The organism is Microbispora rosea (genome assembly GCF_044460045.1).
Taxonomy (GTDB): Bacteria; Actinomycetota; Actinomycetes; order Streptosporangiales; family Streptosporangiaceae; genus Microbispora; species Microbispora rosea.
Genome location: NZ_JBITJO010000005.1, coordinates 124,939 through 141,757 on the forward strand (window position 1 = coordinate 124,939; position 16,819 = coordinate 141,757).

Annotated in this window: 13 protein-coding genes; 9 read left to right on the plus strand and 4 right to left on the minus strand. The window is 70.6% G+C overall.

Annotated elements, in window-relative coordinates; translation table 11 throughout:
• Positions 1-13: 13 nt before the first annotated feature.
• From ACIBK1_RS22500 to ACIBK1_RS22515, 4 genes are all read left to right on the plus strand, one after another.
• Positions 14-1,234, plus strand: a complete 1,221-nt coding sequence (locus tag ACIBK1_RS22500) for an AAA family ATPase (protein WP_396737432.1) — start codon at positions 14-16, stop codon at positions 1,232-1,234.
• Entirely contained in the window at positions 1,234-1,872 is a 639-nt protein-coding gene (locus ACIBK1_RS22505) for a DUF4276 family protein (RefSeq protein WP_396737435.1), read from the plus strand. Before ACIBK1_RS22500 ends, ACIBK1_RS22505 begins: the two co-directional genes overlap by 1 nt.
• Positions 1,865-3,373 (plus strand): Asp-tRNA(Asn)/Glu-tRNA(Gln) amidotransferase subunit GatB, encoded by a 1,509-nt coding sequence (gatB, locus tag ACIBK1_RS22510; RefSeq protein WP_396737438.1) that lies wholly within the window; start codon positions 1,865-1,867, stop codon positions 3,371-3,373. Before ACIBK1_RS22505 ends, gatB begins: the two co-directional genes overlap by 8 nt.
• 278 nt (positions 3,374-3,651) lie before the next feature.
• Entirely contained in the window at positions 3,652-5,616 is a 1,965-nt protein-coding gene (locus ACIBK1_RS22515) for a VanW family protein (protein ID WP_396737441.1), read from the plus strand.
• A gap of 49 nt (positions 5,617-5,665) precedes the next feature.
• Here ACIBK1_RS22515 and ACIBK1_RS22520 read toward each other — a convergent pair whose 3' ends face one another.
• Complete coding sequence (locus tag ACIBK1_RS22520) at positions 5,666-6,844, minus strand: PQQ-dependent sugar dehydrogenase (protein ID WP_396737444.1); 1,179 nt, start codon at positions 6,842-6,844, stop codon at positions 5,666-5,668.
• Between the two features lie 65 nt (positions 6,845-6,909).
• On the opposite strand from ACIBK1_RS22520, the gene ACIBK1_RS22525 reads away from it, so the two are divergent.
• The 5 genes from ACIBK1_RS22525 to ilvC all read left to right on the plus strand — a co-directional run bounded on the left by ACIBK1_RS22525 (position 6,910) and on the right by ilvC (position 14,748).
• Positions 6,910-7,830: a 2-hydroxyacid dehydrogenase gene (locus ACIBK1_RS22525; protein ID WP_396737447.1), complete on the plus strand. Its 921-nt coding sequence runs from the start codon at positions 6,910-6,912 to the stop codon at positions 7,828-7,830.
• Between the two features lie 300 nt (positions 7,831-8,130).
• Positions 8,131-10,764 (plus strand): putative bifunctional diguanylate cyclase/phosphodiesterase, encoded by a 2,634-nt coding sequence (locus ACIBK1_RS22530; protein ID WP_396737450.1) that lies wholly within the window; start codon positions 8,131-8,133, stop codon positions 10,762-10,764.
• Positions 10,765-11,230: 466 nt separating this feature from the next.
• Positions 11,231-13,036: an acetolactate synthase large subunit gene (locus ACIBK1_RS22535; RefSeq protein ID WP_357325071.1), complete on the plus strand. Its 1,806-nt coding sequence runs from the start codon at positions 11,231-11,233 to the stop codon at positions 13,034-13,036.
• Between the two features lie 55 nt (positions 13,037-13,091).
• Positions 13,092-13,616, plus strand: a complete 525-nt coding sequence (gene ilvN / locus ACIBK1_RS22540; protein ID WP_030506098.1) for an acetolactate synthase small subunit — start codon at positions 13,092-13,094, stop codon at positions 13,614-13,616.
• 139 nt (positions 13,617-13,755) lie between these two features.
• Positions 13,756-14,748 carry a ketol-acid reductoisomerase gene (ilvC, locus tag ACIBK1_RS22545; RefSeq protein WP_030506097.1) on the plus strand — a complete coding sequence of 331 codons (993 nt, stop codon included), beginning with the start codon at positions 13,756-13,758 and terminating at the stop codon, positions 14,746-14,748.
• A 72-nt stretch (positions 14,749-14,820) separates the two neighbouring features.
• On the opposite strand, the gene ACIBK1_RS22550 is transcribed toward ilvC, so the two are convergent.
• The 3 genes from ACIBK1_RS22550 to ACIBK1_RS22560 form a co-directional block, all read right to left on the minus strand.
• Positions 14,821-14,997 (minus strand): hypothetical protein, encoded by a 177-nt coding sequence (locus tag ACIBK1_RS22550; protein ID WP_156080754.1) that lies wholly within the window; start codon positions 14,995-14,997, stop codon positions 14,821-14,823.
• 9 nt (positions 14,998-15,006) lie between these two features.
• The gene (locus ACIBK1_RS22555; protein ID WP_076436882.1) at positions 15,007-15,540 is read right to left on the minus strand and encodes a DUF1707 and FHA domain-containing protein; all 534 of its coding nucleotides are present in this window, start codon (positions 15,538-15,540) and stop codon (positions 15,007-15,009) included.
• A gap of 122 nt (positions 15,541-15,662) precedes the next feature.
• Positions 15,663-16,574 carry a CAP domain-containing protein gene (locus ACIBK1_RS22560; RefSeq protein WP_231513745.1) on the minus strand — a complete coding sequence of 304 codons (912 nt, stop codon included), beginning with the start codon at positions 16,572-16,574 and terminating at the stop codon, positions 15,663-15,665.
• Positions 16,575-16,819: the final 245 nt, after the last annotated feature.

Genomic DNA, 16,819 nt, shown 5'->3' on the forward strand with positions numbered 1-16,819 from the left:
GGGGAACGGCGGCATGATCACCCGCATCGAGATCGACGGCTTCAAGTCGTTCGAGAACTTCGCGCTGGATCTGCCTCCGTTCCTCGTGCTCATCGGCACCAACGCCAGTGGCAAGTCGAACATCCTCGATGCACTGACGTTCGTCGCGACAGCCGGGACCCGCGGTGTCGACGCCGCCGTGTCGGAGGTACGCGGCGACGCGCGGGGACTCTTCCGCAAGCGTGGCGACGGCACCCGCGTCGACCGGATGCGTTTCGCTCTGGAACTCCTTCTCCCGGCGCAGCGCTCCTCGCCGAGCAGCCGCTGGCGTTGGGAGGTGCGATTCGCGTGGGCAGTGCCCGAAGGCGAGCTCGAAGGGATCACGATCGAGACGCAGCGGCTCGTCTCGTTGTCGTCGCCTGACCGGGTCATTCCCCTCGTGGAGGGCGAGTGGGTCGTGCGGGAGGGAAGGCCCGCGCTGGACGCCTTCTCCGGTAACCACAAGCAGGACGGGGAGATCGTACGGCGGATCAAGCATGAGCTCACCGAGGTCAGGTCGCTGCATCTGGAAGCGGGCTCCCTGCGCGGGGCGAGCGAGCTCGGCGGACCCCGTCGCATGGACTCCACCGGCCGGAATCTTCCGAACTACCTGAGATTCCTGGCGCGTGAGACGGCATCGGAGAACAGGCCGCTTGGTGTGGTCGGCGAGATCAAGATGCACCTCGTCGGACTGGTCAGGGAGATCAGCGACTTCGAGATCGTCGAGGACGAGCGCCGAAGGGACGTCAGGCTCGAGTTCGCGTCCCCCTACGACCGGGGGCTGGACGCCGAGTTCGCCTCCGACGGCACGTTGCGCATGCTGGCCATCCTGGCGGCCTTGCACGACGGTGGAACCGCCGTCATCGAGGAGCCGGAGAACGGCGTCTTTCCGGAGAGACTCCGTCAGCTGCTCGGTCTCGCCCGGGAGTTGGTCACGGAGGAAGACGAGGCGGCGACGTCCGGCCCGGACCGGCCTCTGCAACGGCAGGCCCTGTTCACCAGTCACTCTCCAGTGGTGCTCGACGTGGTACCGCGGGAGAACATCGCGTTCCTCGACATGACCACCGTGTTGGAAGACGGGATCGCCAGCCGGGTGAGCCGGGTGCGGCGACTGCGGGAGGACGCCGGGCCGGTGCGGGTGGACGGCGAGCGGTGGCCGCGCGTGACGGATTCCGAACTCGGCAGGTTCCGGGCCGGAGTGGAGGAACCGGTCTGATGCGGAGCCTGAGCTGCGTCCTGATCAGAGAAGGGCCGTCGGACGACTGGTTCCTGCCGATCCTGCTGCGCAGGGCCCTGGAGGAACTCGTGGTCGAGTTCTTCCCGGCCTGCCGTGAGGTTCAGGAGGTGCGGCCCCTCCCGGAGGCGGGCAATCAGCATCCGGAGACGATGATCAAGACCTTGAAGGAGGAGCGGGGCACCTTCGACGTGGTTCTCTATCATCACGACGGCGCCCCACCGGCCAAGTCGCAACTCGTCCTGGGACGTATCCGGCAGGCGTACAGTGCGAGTGACCTCGGCGAGCCTCTGGTCCCGGTCGTGCCGATGAGGGAGACGGAGGCCTTGGTCCTCGCTGATCGGACAGCCCTTGTGAGAGCGCTGAATCTGCGTCGGCTCAACCGGGAACCCGTGTCCGGATCCGAGGTCGAGTCCTGCCCCGATCCCAAAGTGGTCATCGATGCGCTGCTGAGGGACGAGGCGGGGCTGAACCCGAAGAAGAAAGGCGCGCTCCGAAACTTCTATCTCTCGGTAGCGGAGAACGCCGGCATAGCTGAACTGCGGAAGGTGCCCGCCTTCCAGCAATGGTGGAATGACATGATCGAAGCATTGGAAGGACTGGGTTACCAGCATGGCTGATACCGCGACGCTCATGCCGTACGACGAGGCGCTGGAGCGCTTCGAGCCGGTGCTGGGGCTGGAGACGCACGTCGAGCTGGGCACCGCCTCGAAGATGTTCTGCGGCTGCCCGACGACCTTCGGCGCGCCGCCGAACACGCAGGTCTGCCCGGTGTGCCTGGCGCTGCCCGGCTCGCTGCCGACGGCCAACGAGAAGGCGATCGAGTCGACGATCCGGATCGGCCTCGCTCTCAACTGCACCATCGCCACGTGGTGCAGGATGGCCCGGAAGAACTACTTCTATCCGGACATGCCGAAGAACTACCAGATCAGCCAGTACGACGAGCCGCTGTGCACGGACGGCTACCTGGACGTCGAGGTGGACGGGAAGATCGTCCGCGTCGAGATCGAGCGGGTGCACCTGGAGGAGGACACCGGCAAGTCCACCCACGTCGGAGGCGCGACCGGGCGGATCCACGGGGCCGACTACTCGATCGTCGACTACAACCGGGCCGGCATCCCGCTCGTGGAGATCGTGACCAAGCCGATCGAGGGCACCGACCGGCTCGCGCCCGAGGTCGCCCGCGCGTACGTCACCGAGCTGCGCGAGGTGATGCGCTCGCTCGGCGTGTCCGACGTGCGGATGGAGCAGGGCTCGCTGCGCTGCGACGTGAACGTCTCCCTGATGCCGCGCGGCTCGTCAAAGTGGGGCACCCGTACGGAGACCAAGAACGTCAACTCGCTGCGCAGCGTCGAGCGCGCGGTCCGCGGGGAGATCGAGCGCCAGGCGGCCATCCTCGCCGAGGGCGGCCGGATCGTGCAGGAGACCCGCCACTTCCACGAGGACACCGGGCAGACGACCTCCGGGCGGTCGAAGGAGGAGGCGCAGGACTACCGCTACTTCCCCGAGCCCGACCTGCTGCCGATCGCGCCCGACCCGGCCTGGGTCGAGTCGCTGAAGGCGGCGCTGCCCGAGCTTCCGTCGGCGCGGCGCAAGCGGCTCCAGCAGGAGTGGGGCGTGTCCGACCTGGACATGGCCGCCATGCACAACGCCGACGCGATCGACCTGGTCGAGGCGACGGTGGCCGCGGGTGCTCCCGCCGCCGACGCGCGCAAGTGGTGGATGGGCGAGCTGGCCCGGCGGGCCAACGAGTCGGCCACGGCGCTCGCCGACCTGCCCATCACCCCGGCGCAGGTCGCCCGGGTGACCGAGCTGGTCGCCTCCGGCGCGCTGAACGACAAGCTGGCCCGTCAGGTGCTGGAGGGCGTGCTCGCCGGCGAGGGCGGCCCGGACGAGGTCGTGGAGAAGCGCGGCCTGCAGGTGGTCAGCGACGAGGGCGAGCTGTCGGCGATCATCGACCAGGTGCTGGCGGACAACGCCGACGCCGCGGAGAAGGTGCGCGGCGGAAAGGTCGCCGCCGTGGGCGCGCTGGTCGGCGGCGTCATGAAGGCCAGCCGGGGCAAGGCGGACGCGGGCCGGGCCCGTGAGCTGATCCTGGAGAAGCTGGGCGTCCAGGGCTAGGGAGCGCCTGACGAGCGCGCCGCCTCGCCGGGGAGTCGGGGAGAACCCAGGAAGAGCTCAGCGATGCGCCGTGAACAGCAGGGCGTGAAGAACGGCCGGTCACGGTTCCGTGTGGCCGGCCGTCGGCCTTCCCCGGCCCGCTCCGGTCAGGGCCGGCCTGGCCGCGGCCGGACCGCTCCAGGGGTTAGTGCGGAAGGTGTTACTTCGCCACATATCCAGCGGAGGGTGTTTTAGGGTTAACTGATCGTCGTTGACCTTGAGCCGGAGGAGACCGAGGCGTGCGTAACGCCGGAGCGTCCGTCGACCCGCCCACGGATCCGTCCGGGGCGGCGCCCGCGCCTCCGCGCAAACACCCGGTGCGCCGCGTCACCTCGCTGCCCCGCGGAGTCTCGGCCCTTCCCCAAGGGGTGTCGGCCGACATCTTCGCCGAACCTCCCGCTCCCGCCGCTCCGGCAGCCAAGCCGTCCGGCAACGGAAACCTGCCGCCGGCGGCTCCGCCGGTCGAGCCGTGGCGGGTCCCGGAGCGCCCGGCGCGTGAGGAATCCGCCGTCGTCTCGCCGCCGGACCCCGACCTGCTCGACCCCCTTCCGCAGGGCCGTACGCTCCGCCGTGCGCTGATCGGCCTGGCGGCGTTGCTCCTGATGCTCTATCTCGTGCCGGCCATCTCCATGGCGGGGAAGGTCCTGCCCGGCACGACCGTGCTCGGCGTGGACATCGGCGGGCAGAGCAGGACCGAGGCCGTCGACACGTTGCGCGAACGGCTGTACGCCCAGGCCAGGACGCCGATGATCGTACGGCAGGCCACGCGGCGGCTGACCGTGGACCCGCAGCAGGCCGGTCTGATGCTCGACGCCGAGGCCACGGTCTTCGCCGCGCCGGGGGGCTTCCCCAGCCCGCCGCAGGTGTGGAACGCGCTGACCGGCAGCCACGAGGTGAAGCCCGTCGTGTCGGTGGACCGCCGCAAACTCGACGAGGCGGTGGACAGGTTCATCGCCGCGCCACTGGAGCGCCCGGGGCGCGAGGGCGACGTCTCGTTCGAGGGGGTCACCCCGGTCCCGACCTATCCGCGGGTCGGCCATGTCATCGACAGGAGAGGGACGGCCGACCAGATCGTCAGGGGATACCTCCACCCCGAGGCCGTCGTCGTGGTGCCCACGATGCGGGATCTGCCGCACATCACCCGTGCCGAGGTGCGGCGCGCCCTGCGCTGGGCGAGGCGTGCGGTGGCCGCGCCGCTCACGCTGACCAACGGGACCGCCTCCGTCAGCCTGTCACCGGCCACATTGGCGCGGCACCTGACGTTCGCGCCCGACGGAGCGGTCCTGCGGCCGCGTTTCGACGCCGTGGCGGCGATCGCCGGCGTCGAGAGCGCGCTGGTGGACCCCGCGCGGATGGCCCGCGACGCCGCTTTCACCGTCAAGGACGGCCGGCCGGTCCTGGTGCCCGGCAGGCCGGGCGACCGGGTGGACACCGACCGCCTCGCCGCGGACGTGGCCGCCGCCCTCGACGGCGGCAGCCGTACGGTGGCCGTGTCGGTCGTGAACGGCCCGCCGCGCATCACCGACGACGCGGTGCAGCGGATGGGCATCCGGGAGGAGATCGGCCGTTTCACCACCTCCTACGACTGCTGTCCCCAGAGCGCGGGCAACATCCGCACGGCCGCCGCGCTCCTCGACGGCCGCCTCGTGGAGCCGGGGGAGACGTTCTCGTTCAACGATGTCGTCGGCCCGCGCACCGCGGCCGCGGGGTTCGACGGCATCGGCCCCACCGTGATCCGCGGCCGGGCCGGCGCGGAGGCGGCGGGGATGACCCAGGTCGCGACGACCCTGATGAACGCCGTGATCCAGGCCGGGCTCCGGGTCACCGAGCACACCCCGCCGGAGGTCCACGCCTCCCAACTGCCGATCGGCACCGAGGCCGCCGTGTCCTTCCCCGGCCCCGACCTGCGCTGGAGGAACGACTCGCCGTACGGCGTGCTCGTCCACGCGTCCGCCACCGGCACCTCGCTGACCGTGTCGCTGTGGAGCACCAAGCGGTACGACGTGGACCTGCAGGGGCCGGTCGTCGGGCAGCGGGCCGAGTTGCCCGCCGTGACCGGTCAAGGGCCGGGCTGCGTGCCGACGCAGGGGCAGCCCGGTTTCACCGCCTCGGTGACGCGGGTGCTGCGGCAGGACGGCGAAGTGGTCTCCCGGCAGACCTTCCGCACCTCCTATCACGCCCAGGCCCCGGTGGTCTGCCGCTGATCGCAGGTCAGGAGGCGCTGATCGAGAGGCGCTGATCGATAGGCGCTGCTCAGGACGAGGGCCGCACCACCAGGATCCGGTCGTCGCCGTCACGGGGAGAGCCGCGCCCGTCTTTGTTGCTGGTGCCCACCCACAGCGTGCCGTCGGGCGCGACGGCCACCGCGCGCAGCCTGCCGTACTCGCCCGTGTACAGCGCGGCGGGGCGTCCGGCGCGGCCCGAGCCGTCCACCGGCACGCGCCACAGGCGTTCGCCGCGCAGCGCCGCGGCCCACAGCGCCCCCCGGGCGTACGCGAGGCCGGACGGCGACGCCTCGGCGGTCGACCAGGTGAGCAGGGGGTCGGTGTATCCGGGCCGGCCGCCCACCCCCTCGACCTCCGGCCAGCCGTAGTTGTGGCCCTTCTCGATGAGGTTGATCTCGTCGTAGGTGTTCTGGCCGAACTCGGTGGCGTACATGTGCCCCCGGTCGTCCCAGGCCATGCCCTGCACGTTGCGGTGCCCGTAGGTCCAGACGAGGGTGCCGAAGGGGTTGCCCGGGGCGGGCCTGCCGTCGGCCGTCAGGCGCAGGATCTTGCCGCCCAGCGACTTTTTGTCCTGGGCCATGCCGCGTTCGCCGGTCTCCCCGGTCGAGGCGTACAGGTAGCCGTCGGGGCCGAAGGCGAGGCGGCCCCCGTTGTGGATGGCCCCCTTCGGGATGCCGCTGACGAGCACCCGGCGGTCGGAGAGCCGTCCGTCGTAGCGATAGCGGACGATCCGGTTGTCGTTCCCTGCGGTGAAGTAGACGAAGACGAAGTGGTCGGCGGCGTAGCGGGGCGAGACGGCCACGCCCAGCAGGCCGCCCTCGCCGCTCGCGGACACCCCCTCGATCACGGCGACCTCGTGGACCTGGCCGCGCGATGTGACCTGCAGCAGCCGTGCCGACTCGCGCTCGGTCACCAGCGCGTCGCCGCCGGGCAGGAACGCGATCGCCCAGGGCACCGTCAGGCCGGTGACCAGCGTGCGCGGCGCGGCCGGGGTGGGGTTCGTCTCACCTCCGCCCGGAGTCGCACCCGCAGCCACACTCGCGGTCGCACTCACGGTGGCACTCGCGGTGACACCGGCAGCGTCGCTCGCGGCGGGCAGTGGCGGGGGAGTCCTGCCCCCGCCCTCCTCGCCCGGCGCGCACGATGCGGTCGCCGCCAGAAGGGCCGCCCCCAGAAGCGCCGCGCCCACCCCATGCCTGTTCGTCATCCCTGATGACCTCCCTCACGTACCCATACTCGCTGGCGGGGCCGATGGTTCCCTAGGTTGTTCCTGTGAAGATCTGGGTCGCATCACAGGACATCGCCGACGCACTCACGGAGCTTCCCGAAGGACTCCCTGCCCTTGACTGCGCCGTGTACGACGGGCGGACCCCGCCGCCCGGCCCGCCCGAGGAGGTGGAGGTCTGGGTGCCTCCGCTGGTCCCGGTGCCGGACACCCCCGGACTCCTGGGCCGCATGACCGGCCTCCGCCTGCTGCAGACCGTGACGGCGGGGGTCGAGCCCTACCTGCCGCACGTGCCGCCGAAGGCGGTCCTGTGCAACGCGCGCGGCGTCCACGACGCGGGCACGGCCGAGTGGGCGGTGGGCGCGATGATCGCGATGCTGCGGGAGTTCCCCGGCTTCGCGGCCGCCCAGGCCAGGCGGGAGTGGACCTACCACCACACCGGCGTCCTCGCCGACAGCACCGTGCTGATCGTCGGGTACGGCTCGATCGGCGAGGCGCTCGAACGGCGTCTGGCCGGATTCGAGGTGGACATCGTCCGGGTGGCGCGCACGGCCCGCGACAACGTCCACGGCCAGGACGAACTGCCCGCGCTGCTGCCCGCCGCGGACGTGGTCGTGCTCCTGGTGCCCGCCACACCGGGGACGGCCGGTCTGGTGGACGCCGAGTTCCTCGCCCGGATGAAGGACGGTGCGCTGCTGGTGAACGCCGCACGCGGGTCGGTCGTGGACGCCGGCGCGCTGCTGGCCGAGTTGCGGACGGGCAGGCTGCGGGCGGCGCTCGACGTCACCCCCGTCGAGCCGCTGCCGTCGGATCACCCGCTCTGGACCGCGCCGGGGGTCTTCATCACCCCGCACATCGCCGGCAGCACGCCCGCGTCCGTGCGGCGTACGCGGAGGCTGGTGCGGGAACAGGTGATCCGGCATCTGACGGGCCGTCCACTCGATAACATGATCACCGGGCATTACTGACCGCTCCGTTAAGGATTCCGGAACGTGGCTGCCTCGTGACCTGGGGTGCGTACGCTGAAGCTCAGCGTGCGCGGCTGGTTATCAGATCGGTGACGACTCGCTCGTTGTCCCCCTCTCGATCAGCGGCAGTGCGCACACTGGCCATGTGACAGGGAGAGTAAAGCCGAGTCGAGAACGGGAGGGGCAGTGATGGCACACCCCACCGAATCCGGCGACGCTGACACGGCTCCGGACTCGGCCGAAACCCCGGCGGACACGACGGCCGGCGGTGGATCGGCGACAGGTGCAGAGGCGACGCGCGTGAACGTCAGGCGTGACCCCCGGGTCCCACTCACCACCGCGGCCGGACTCGGCGCGGTGGCGGTCGTCGTGGCCCTGGTCACCGGAGGCTCGGCGCCGGTCGTGACCGCGATCGCGGGGGTCGTCACCGGCCTGCTCGCGGCCGTCTCGCTGATCATGGCCGCCTCCCGCGTCGTCCCCGTCCACCGGCGCCAGCCCGGCGCGTGGCGGTGGATGGCCGCCGGGTCGCTGACCTGGCTCCTCGGCGTCGGCGTACGTCCCGTGGCCGACGGCACGCCGTTCGTGCTCACGTTCGCCGACCTGCTCATGCTCGTCGGATCGGTGCTGCTCGCGATCGGCTGCGGCATGTCGGTGAAACCACCCGCGTTCACGCGGGGAGTGATACGCCAGGCGGCCGACGCCTACCTGGGCGCGGCGTCGGTCTTCGCCGTGGCCTGGGTCGCCGTGCTCGGCCCGGCGTTCAGGAAGGCGGAGGACACCGGAGCGTTCTTCGTCGCGCTCGCGCTGCCCATGGTCTGCCTGCTCGCGACCTGCGCCGTGACACCGGCGGTGGCGGCCTCCCGGTCGGGCAACCGGGTGGTCGGGCTCACCGGCGTAGGGCTGCTCACCGCGATAACGGCGGCGGAGATGGCCACGGCCCTCGCCCGCCTCGACGGCGACACCCCGCCGCTCGCGGCGGGGCTCGTCGTCCCGGCCATGCTGCTGGTCCTCGCCGTCGCCCCGTGGATGCAGGAGGTCCGGCCGGCCAGGCCGTTGCCCGCCGCGCTGACGGCCGCCACCCCGCTCGTGCTGGTCGCCGCCGCCACGCTGGTCGCCACCCTGTACGCGATCGGCAACAGCCGCGACGCCGCTCTGGTGATCGTGGCCGCCTCGGTCGTCCTCGTCCTGCTCGGCCGCCTGTTCGTGCTCCTGGTCGAGACCGCGGGCATGCGCCGCCTCGTCGACGTCGGCGAGCAGCAACTGCGCAGGCTCGCCGAGAGCACCGGCGACGTCGTTCTGGTGTGCGATCCCTGCGGGGTCATCCAGGAGGTGGGCCCCGGTCTCGAGACGACGTACGGCTACCGCCCCGACGACCTCGCCTTCCGGCCGATCTTCGACTACATCCACCCCGAGGACGTGCCGGCCGTACAGGCCCTGCTCGACCGCATGACCGACGAGGACGACGGGCCCGAACAGGAGGGCGGCACCCGCATCTCCTGCCGGTTCCGCGCCTCCGACGGCACCTGGCGGCCCACCGAGTCCGTCGCCGCCCGGCACGTACGCGACGACGACCTCGTCCTGGTCACGATCCGCGACATCAGCGACCAGGTGGCCCTGCGTAATCAGGTCACCCACCTGACCTTCCACGACGGGGTCACCGGGCTGCCCAACCGGGCCTACTTCGAGGAGCGCGCCCGGGACGTGCTCACCCGCCGCGGCGCCGGCGGGACCGCGGTGATCTTCCTGGACCTCGACGGCTTCACCTCCGTCAACGACTCCGTCGGCCACGCCAGCGGCGACCACCTGCTCGGCCAGGCCGCCCGCCGCCTGCGCTCGGCTGTACGGGCCGACGACACGCTCGCCCGGTGGGGCGGGGACGAGTTCGCGGTGCTGCTGGAGGGCGGCACGTCCGGCGCCGACGCGCAGACCGCCATCGACCTGGCCGAGCGGCTCGTCCGCGCGGTCTCGAACGAGCCGTTCCGGGTCGCGGACCGGGACATCGCGCTGACGGCCAGCGTCGGCGTGGCCTTCGCCGAGGAGGGCCTGCCGCCCGGAGACCTGCTGCGCAACGCGGACGTGGCGATGTCGCGGGCCAAGGAGCTCGGCGGACGCCGGGTGGAGGTCTTCGCCACCCACATGCACGCCGACGTCCTGCGCCGCCTGGAGATCGCCTCCGACCTGCAGCGGGCGCTGCTGGAGAACCAGTTCGCGATCGAGTACCAGCCCGTGGTCGACCTGGCCACGTCGCGGGTGACCGCCGTCGAGGCGCTGGTGCGCTGGTGGCGGGGCAGCACGTTCGTGCCGCCGGAGCAGTTCCTCGGGCCCGCCGAGGACACCGGGATCATCGTGCCGCTCAGCGAGTGGATCCTGCGCGAGGCGTGCCGCGAGGTGGCGGCCTGGCGCGCGTCGTCCTGGGACATCGGGCTGGCGCTGAACCTGTCCGCGCGGCAGATCATGGCGCCGCGCTTCGTGGAGACCGTGGCGGAGGCGCTGAGCGAGAGCGGGCTGCCCGCCAGCGCGCTGACCCTCGAGGTCATCGAGGAGATGCTGGTCGAGGACGCTGGAGAGATGATCAGCAGGCTGTCGGAGCTGAGGACCCTCGGCGTACGGCTGGCCATCGACGACTTCGGCACCGGCTACGCGTCGCTCGCGTTCCTGCGCCAGCTGCCGGTCGACATGATCAAGATCGACCCGTCGTTCGTCTCCGGGCTCGGCAACGACGACACACTGACCCTGCTGACGAGAACGATCGTGCAACTCGGCAACGACCTCGGCCTGATCGTCGTCGCCGAGGGCATCGAGCGTCCCGAGCAACTCGACCTGCTGCGCAAGATGGGCTGCACGCGCGGCCAGGGCTATCTGGTGGCGCGCCCCATGACCGCGCGCGGCGTCGACTCCCTGATGCCGACCACGACCCTCCAGAACACCGCCTAACCCACCCACCGCCGTGATCTTGTAGTTTGTCGCATGCGAGGCCGCTACCAGGCCGTTCGGCTTTGGTGATCTTGCAGTTTTATGACGTACACTCGTCCTGACCTGGGCGTTTCCTGTCCGTGATCATGCAGGTGGGACGCATCGGGTCGAATGCCTCGCGGGCTGCAAGATCAGGTTTGACGTTCGTGCTGGTCGTCGTTCCTTCTTGGGCGTTCGTGCATGATCACGAAGGTGGATTCCGCAGCTCGTCCCCGTCGCCTGCGACAAACTGCAAGATCACGGCGGGTGGGGTGTCTTGGATGGCGAGACGGGCGTCCCAGATGATTTGACGTAGAGGCGCTCCATCGGACATCGTTGTAGCCATGCATAGCGGTGGGATTCTCGTAGTACTTCGCAGGCGCGCAGCCTGACGAAGCACTAGGTCCTGCGCGCGCCCCAGCTCCGCTCAGCGGATGGGGCATTTTTTATGCCAGGAGTCACGCCAAGCAGCCCAGCAGAAGCAAGCTCAGCCACAAGGAACGAGCCGATGACCGAGAAAATGACAGGTGCCCAGGCCCTCGTGCGGGCGCTGGAGCAGGTCGGGGTCGACACGGTGTTCGGGATCCCGGGCGGGGCCATTCTCCCCGCCTACGACCCCCTCTACGACTCGACCAAGGTCCGGCACGTGCTTGTACGGCACGAGCAGGGCGCCGGCCACGCGGCCGAGGGCTACGCGCAGGCGACCGGCAGGGTCGGGGTGTGCATGGCCACCAGCGGCCCGGGAGCGACCAACCTGGTCACCCCGATCGCCGACGCCTACATGGACTCGGTGCCGATCGTGGCGATCACCGGGCAGGTGGCTTCGCCGCTGATCGGGACCGACGCCTTCCAAGAGGCCGACATCTCCGGCATCACGATGCCGATCACCAAGCACAACTTCCTGGTCACCAGCGCCGACGACATCCCGCGGACCATCGCCGAGGCGTTCCACGTCGCCTCCACCGGGCGCCCGGGGCCGGTGCTGGTGGACATCTCCAAGGACGCCCTGCAGTCCACGACCACCTTCTCCTGGCCGCCGGTCATGCAGCTGCCCGGCTACCGCCCGGTGACCCGGCCGCACTCCAAGCAGATCCGCGAGGCCGCCCGGCTGATGACCGAGGCCAAGCGGCCGGTGTTCTACGTGGGCGGCGGCGTGCACAAGGCGCACGCCTCGGCCGAGCTGCTGGAGCTGGCCGAGCTGACCGGCATCCCGGTGGTCACCACGCTGATGGCCCGGGGCACCTTCCCCGACAGCCACCCCCAGCACATGGGCATGCCCGGCATGCACGGCAGCGTCTCGGCCGTCGGCGCGCTGCAGCGCGCGGACCTGTTGATCGCGCTCGGCACCCGGTTCGACGATCGGGTCACCGGCCAGCTGTCCAGCTTCGCTCCGCACGCCAAGGTCATCCACGCCGACATCGACCCGGCGGAGATCTCCAAGAACCGCCACGCCGATGTGCCGATCGTGGGCGACTGCCGCGAGGTGATCGGGGACCTGATCACCGCCGTGCGGACCGAGCAGGCCGACGGCCGCAAGGGCGACTACACCGAGTGGTGGCGGCTGCTCAACGGCTACAAGGAGACCTACCCGCTGGGCTACGAGGAGTTCGCCGACGGCTCGCTCGCCCCGCAGTACGTCATGGAGCGGCTGAGCGCGCTGGTCGGGGCGGACGCGATCTACGCGGCGGGCGTCGGCCAGCACCAGATGTGGGCCGCCCAGTTCATCAGGTATGAGAACCCCGGCACCTTCCTCAACTCCGGCGGCGCGGGCACGATGGGGTACGCCGTGCCGGCCGCCATGGGCGCCAAGATGGGCCGCCCGGACAAGGTCGTGTGGGCGGTCGACGGCGACGGGTGCTTCCAGATGACCAACCAGGAGCTGGCGACCTGCGCCATCGAGGGTGTGCCGATCAAGGTGGCGGTCATCAACAACGGCAACCTCGGCATGGTCCGCCAGTGGCAGACCCTGTTCTACGACGAGCGCTATTCCAACACCGATCTGCAGCGGGTCAAGCGGATTCCCGACTTCGTGAAGCTCGCCGAGGCGTACGGTTGCGTGGGCCTGCGGTGTGAGCGTCCCGAGGACGTGGACGAGACGATCCGCAAGGCCATGGAGATCAACGACGTGCCGGTGGTGGTCGACTTCGTCGTGCACCAGGACGCGATGGTCTGGCCGATGGTCGCCGCCGGGACGAGCAACGACGACATCAAGTACGCCCGTGACATGGCGCCCAACTGGGAGGGTGGAGAATGAGCCCCGCCCCCGCCCGACCCGTTCACGACCAGCAGCGCGAGGAGATGGAGCAAGCATGAGTCGCCACACGCTGTCCGTGCTGGTGGAGAACAAGCCGGGCGTGCTGGCCCGGGTCGCCGCCCTGTTCAGCCGCCGCGGGTTCAACATCGACTCGCTGGCGGTCGGGCCCACGGAGCACGACGACATCTCGCGGATGACCATCGTCGTCAACGTGGAGGACCTCCCGCTGGAGCAGGTCACCAAGCAGCTCAACAAGCTGGTCAACGTCATCAAGATCGTCGAGCTCGACAACAGCCAGTCGGTGCAGCGCGAGCTGATGTTGATCAAGGTGCGGACCGACTCCGAGAGCCGGTCGCACGTCCTCGAACTCGTGAACCTCTTCCGGGCGCGTTGCGTTGACGTGGCTCCGGACGCGGTCACGATCGAGGTCACCGGGACGACCGACAAGTTGGAGGCGTTCGTCCGGGTCCTTGAGCCGTACGGCATCAAGGAGCTCGTGCAGTCGGGCATGGTGGCCATCGGCCGCGGCGCCCGTTCCATCACCGACCGCTCGCTTCGCGCCCTCGACCGCAGCGCATAGGAGTGTCGGACAGACGCTGCCCGTCGCGAGCGTGGACCCTGGGCCACGCGCAGCGGGGCAAGATTTGTCAGACACGACGTAGCTCCCATGGCAGGCACGTCGCGACGGACAACCCGTGAAAGGCAAGCAAGTGACTGAGATCTACTACGACGACGACGCCGACCTGTCGATCATCCAGGGCCGCCACGTCGCGGTGCTGGGTTACGGCAGCCAGGGCCACGCCCACGCGCTGAGCCTGCGCGACTCGGGCGTGGACGTCCGCGTCGGCCTGCCCGAGGGCTCCAAGAGCCGGGAGAAGGTCGAGGCCGACGGGCTGCGCGTGCTGTCGCCGGGCGAGGCCGTCGAAGAGGCCGACCTCACGATGATCCTCGCGCCGGACCACATCCAGCGGCACCTGTACGCCGAGCACGTCGCGCCGAACCTCGTCGAGGGCGACGCGCTGTTCTTCGGCCACGGCCTCAACATCCGCTACGGCCTCATCGAGGCCCCGGCGGGCGTCGACGTCGCGATGGTGGCGCCGAAGGGCCCGGGCCACCTGGTCCGCCGCCAGTACTCGGCCGGCCGCGGCGTGCCCTGCCTGGTCGCCGTCGAGCGCGACGCCACCGGCAACGCCTGGCCGCTCGTGCTGTCGTACGCCAAGGGCATCGGCGGCACCCGCGCCGGCGCGCTGAAGACGACCTTCACCGAGGAGACCGAGACCGACCTGTTCGGCGAGCAGGCCGTGCTGTGCGGCGGCGTCTCCGAGCTGATCAAGGCCGGGTTCGAGACGCTGATCGAGGCCGGCTACCAGCCGGAGGTCGCCTACTTCGAGTGCCTCCACGAGATGAAGCTGATCGTGGACCTCATGTACGAGGGCGGCATCTCCAAGATGTACTGGTCGGTGTCCGACACCGCCGAGTACGGCGGCTACACCCGCGGCCCGCGTGTGGTCAACGAGGAGACCAAGAAGGAGATGCGCCGCATCCTGGACGAGATCCAGGACGGTCGCTTCGCCCGCGAGCTGGTCGAGGAGTTCGACTCCGGCCAGACCAACTTCAAGCGCTACCGCGAGGAGCTGGCGGGCCACTCGATCGAGCAGACCGGCGGCAAGCTCCGCCCGATGATGAGCTGGCTCAAGGGCGAGCAGGCCTGAGGCTCGCGAACGCTCGCATGATCGCGGCGCCGCGCCCCGCCGGAGAGGTGGGGAGCGGCGCCGCGTCGCGTTTCACGGCCCCGTCGCCGCCGTGCCGCCCATCCTGCCGCGCGGCGTCCCGCCGACCATCCGCTCCGCCTCTCCCGCGATCGGCAGGGCGGCGTACCAGGTGGGGATCCAGGGCTCCCGGGTGAGCGGCTTTCCGCCATCGCCGGTGAGCGGTGCCGGAGCGGCGATACGGAAATTCACCTAGATCGATCAGGCCGGCATCGAGACCAGGAACACGCTGTCGCCGAACGCCACCTCGTCGCCGGCCCGGACGGATGCGGGGCCCACCAGGCGCCAGCCGTTCAGCCGGGTGCCGTTCATCGAGCCGAGGTCGACGAGCAGCCAGGAGTCGTGCTCCCGCCGCAGTTCGGCGTGCACCCGCGAGACGGTCAGGTCGGCGAGGACGAGGTCGCAGGACGAGCCGCGGCCGACCAGGTAGCGGGCCCGGCCGTCGGCGGGCAGGGCGAGCCGGGGCAGCCGCGGACGCCGCCAGGCGGACTCGATCCGGCTGCTCAGCTCCGACACGGAGGCGACGGCGTCGGTGATCCTCCTGCGCCAGCGCCCGCGGTGCGGTAGGTCGGCGACCAGCTCGTCCAACTCGGTGCGGCTGCGTGCGCGAAGCGCCAGGTCCACCCGGCCGACGAAGGTCTCCATGGACAGGCGTCCTTCGGCGGCCCGGTCGCGGAGCTCGCTGAGCGCACGCTCGCGGTCCCCGTCCGAGGCGCGAACCGGGGGAGAGCTCATGATTGGAGTATCCGCCGCAGCGGTCCGAGGTGTCCAGAAGACCGTCGTATTCCCCGCCAATCCCGGCGCGGGAGCGGGGCCGCCGGGCGTGGCGTCCCCGCTCCCTGCCGGACGGCGCGTCTCTACTGCCGGCCGAAGTCCTGGGTCCAGTACGGGCCGCCCGCGGCGACGTACCCGACCCCGATGTCGGTGTAGTTGCAGTTGAGGATGTTCTGCCGGTGTCCGGGGCTGTTCATCCAGCCCTGGACGACCGCCTGGGCCGTGCCGTAGCCCTTGGCGATGTTCTCCGCCGCCGCCCGCCAGGTGTAGCCGGCGGCCGTGATGCGGTCGGCGAAGGAGCGGCCGTCCTTGGAGGTGTGGTCGAAGTAGTTCTTGGCGGACATGTCGGCCGAGTGGGCGTACGCGGCGGTGCGCAGGCGCGGGTCGTGCTTCAGCGGGCCGCAGCCCGCCTTGGCCCGCTCGACGTTGGTGAGGCGCACCACCTCGTTCTCGATGGCGGTCCCCACGGCCGAGCCGCTCGTCGGAGAGGCGCTGGGAGCGGCGGAGGCGGGGGCGCTCGCGGGCGGAGTCGTGGCAGGGGCGGTGCTGGGAACGGCAGAGGGGGCGCCGGTGGGGACACCGGTGGGGCTGGGGGACGAGGTAGCGGTGGGAACCGGGGTGGGGACGTCGCAGTCGAGGCGCACCGGCCTCGACCGCGACAGGTGGCCGCGGTAGTCGGTGACGACGCTGTAGTACGCGCCGTCCGCGCAGGTCAGCCCGACGACGACGCGCGCGTTCCTGACCACCTTGGAGCCGCTCTTGACCACGCGGTCGGGGCCCGGCCTGCTCTTCACGATCCGGACCCGGAAACGGGCGTTGTCGATGCAACCGGCCCGCGAGCCCGCCGCGCGGATCTTGCCGTCCACGCTGACGTAGGGCTTCGCGGCGGCGACCCGGCAGCCCGCGTGCAGGGCCTCTGCTTGAGCGGGGGCCGCAGCCACGCCGACGGCCGCGACGCTCCCGAGGCACAGGACCGCTCCGAGCGCTCTGTTCACGATCATTCCTCCAGTGGGGGTTAGACGCTGGGGAAGTCGTCATTATGGTGCGCCAGAGACCGACATGTGGTGATAAATCGGTCCAATCCCGAAAGTATCTACCTTCTCTTAAACTTCCTTTATCCCGCGTACTGCCTGAGATGTCCGATAATCCGCAGGTCAGCGGCGTGATCGGCCAGGGGACCGCCTTGAGGGGCGCTTAAGGTCGTAGACGGCCTCCCGCGCCACCCCGTTCCAGGTGCTCT

Coding starts and splice junctions, on each gene's coding strand:
- ACIBK1_RS22500 (WP_396737432.1), top strand. CDS start 14: ATGATCACCCGCATCGAGATCGACGGCTTCAAGTCGTTCGAGAACTTC.
- ACIBK1_RS22505 (WP_396737435.1), top strand. CDS start 1,234: ATGCGGAGCCTGAGCTGCGTCCTGATCAGAGAAGGGCCGTCGGACGAC.
- gatB (WP_396737438.1), top strand. CDS start 1,865: ATGGCTGATACCGCGACGCTCATGCCGTACGACGAGGCGCTGGAGCGC.
- ACIBK1_RS22520 (WP_396737444.1), bottom strand. CDS start 6,844: ATGACGAACAGGCATGGGGTGGGCGCGGCGCTTCTGGGGGCGGCCCTT.
- ACIBK1_RS22535 (WP_357325071.1), top strand. CDS start 11,231: ATGCCAGGAGTCACGCCAAGCAGCCCAGCAGAAGCAAGCTCAGCCACA.
- ilvN (WP_030506098.1), top strand. CDS start 13,092: ATGAGTCGCCACACGCTGTCCGTGCTGGTGGAGAACAAGCCGGGCGTG.
- ACIBK1_RS22555 (WP_076436882.1), bottom strand. CDS start 15,540: ATGAGCTCTCCCCCGGTTCGCGCCTCGGACGGGGACCGCGAGCGTGCG.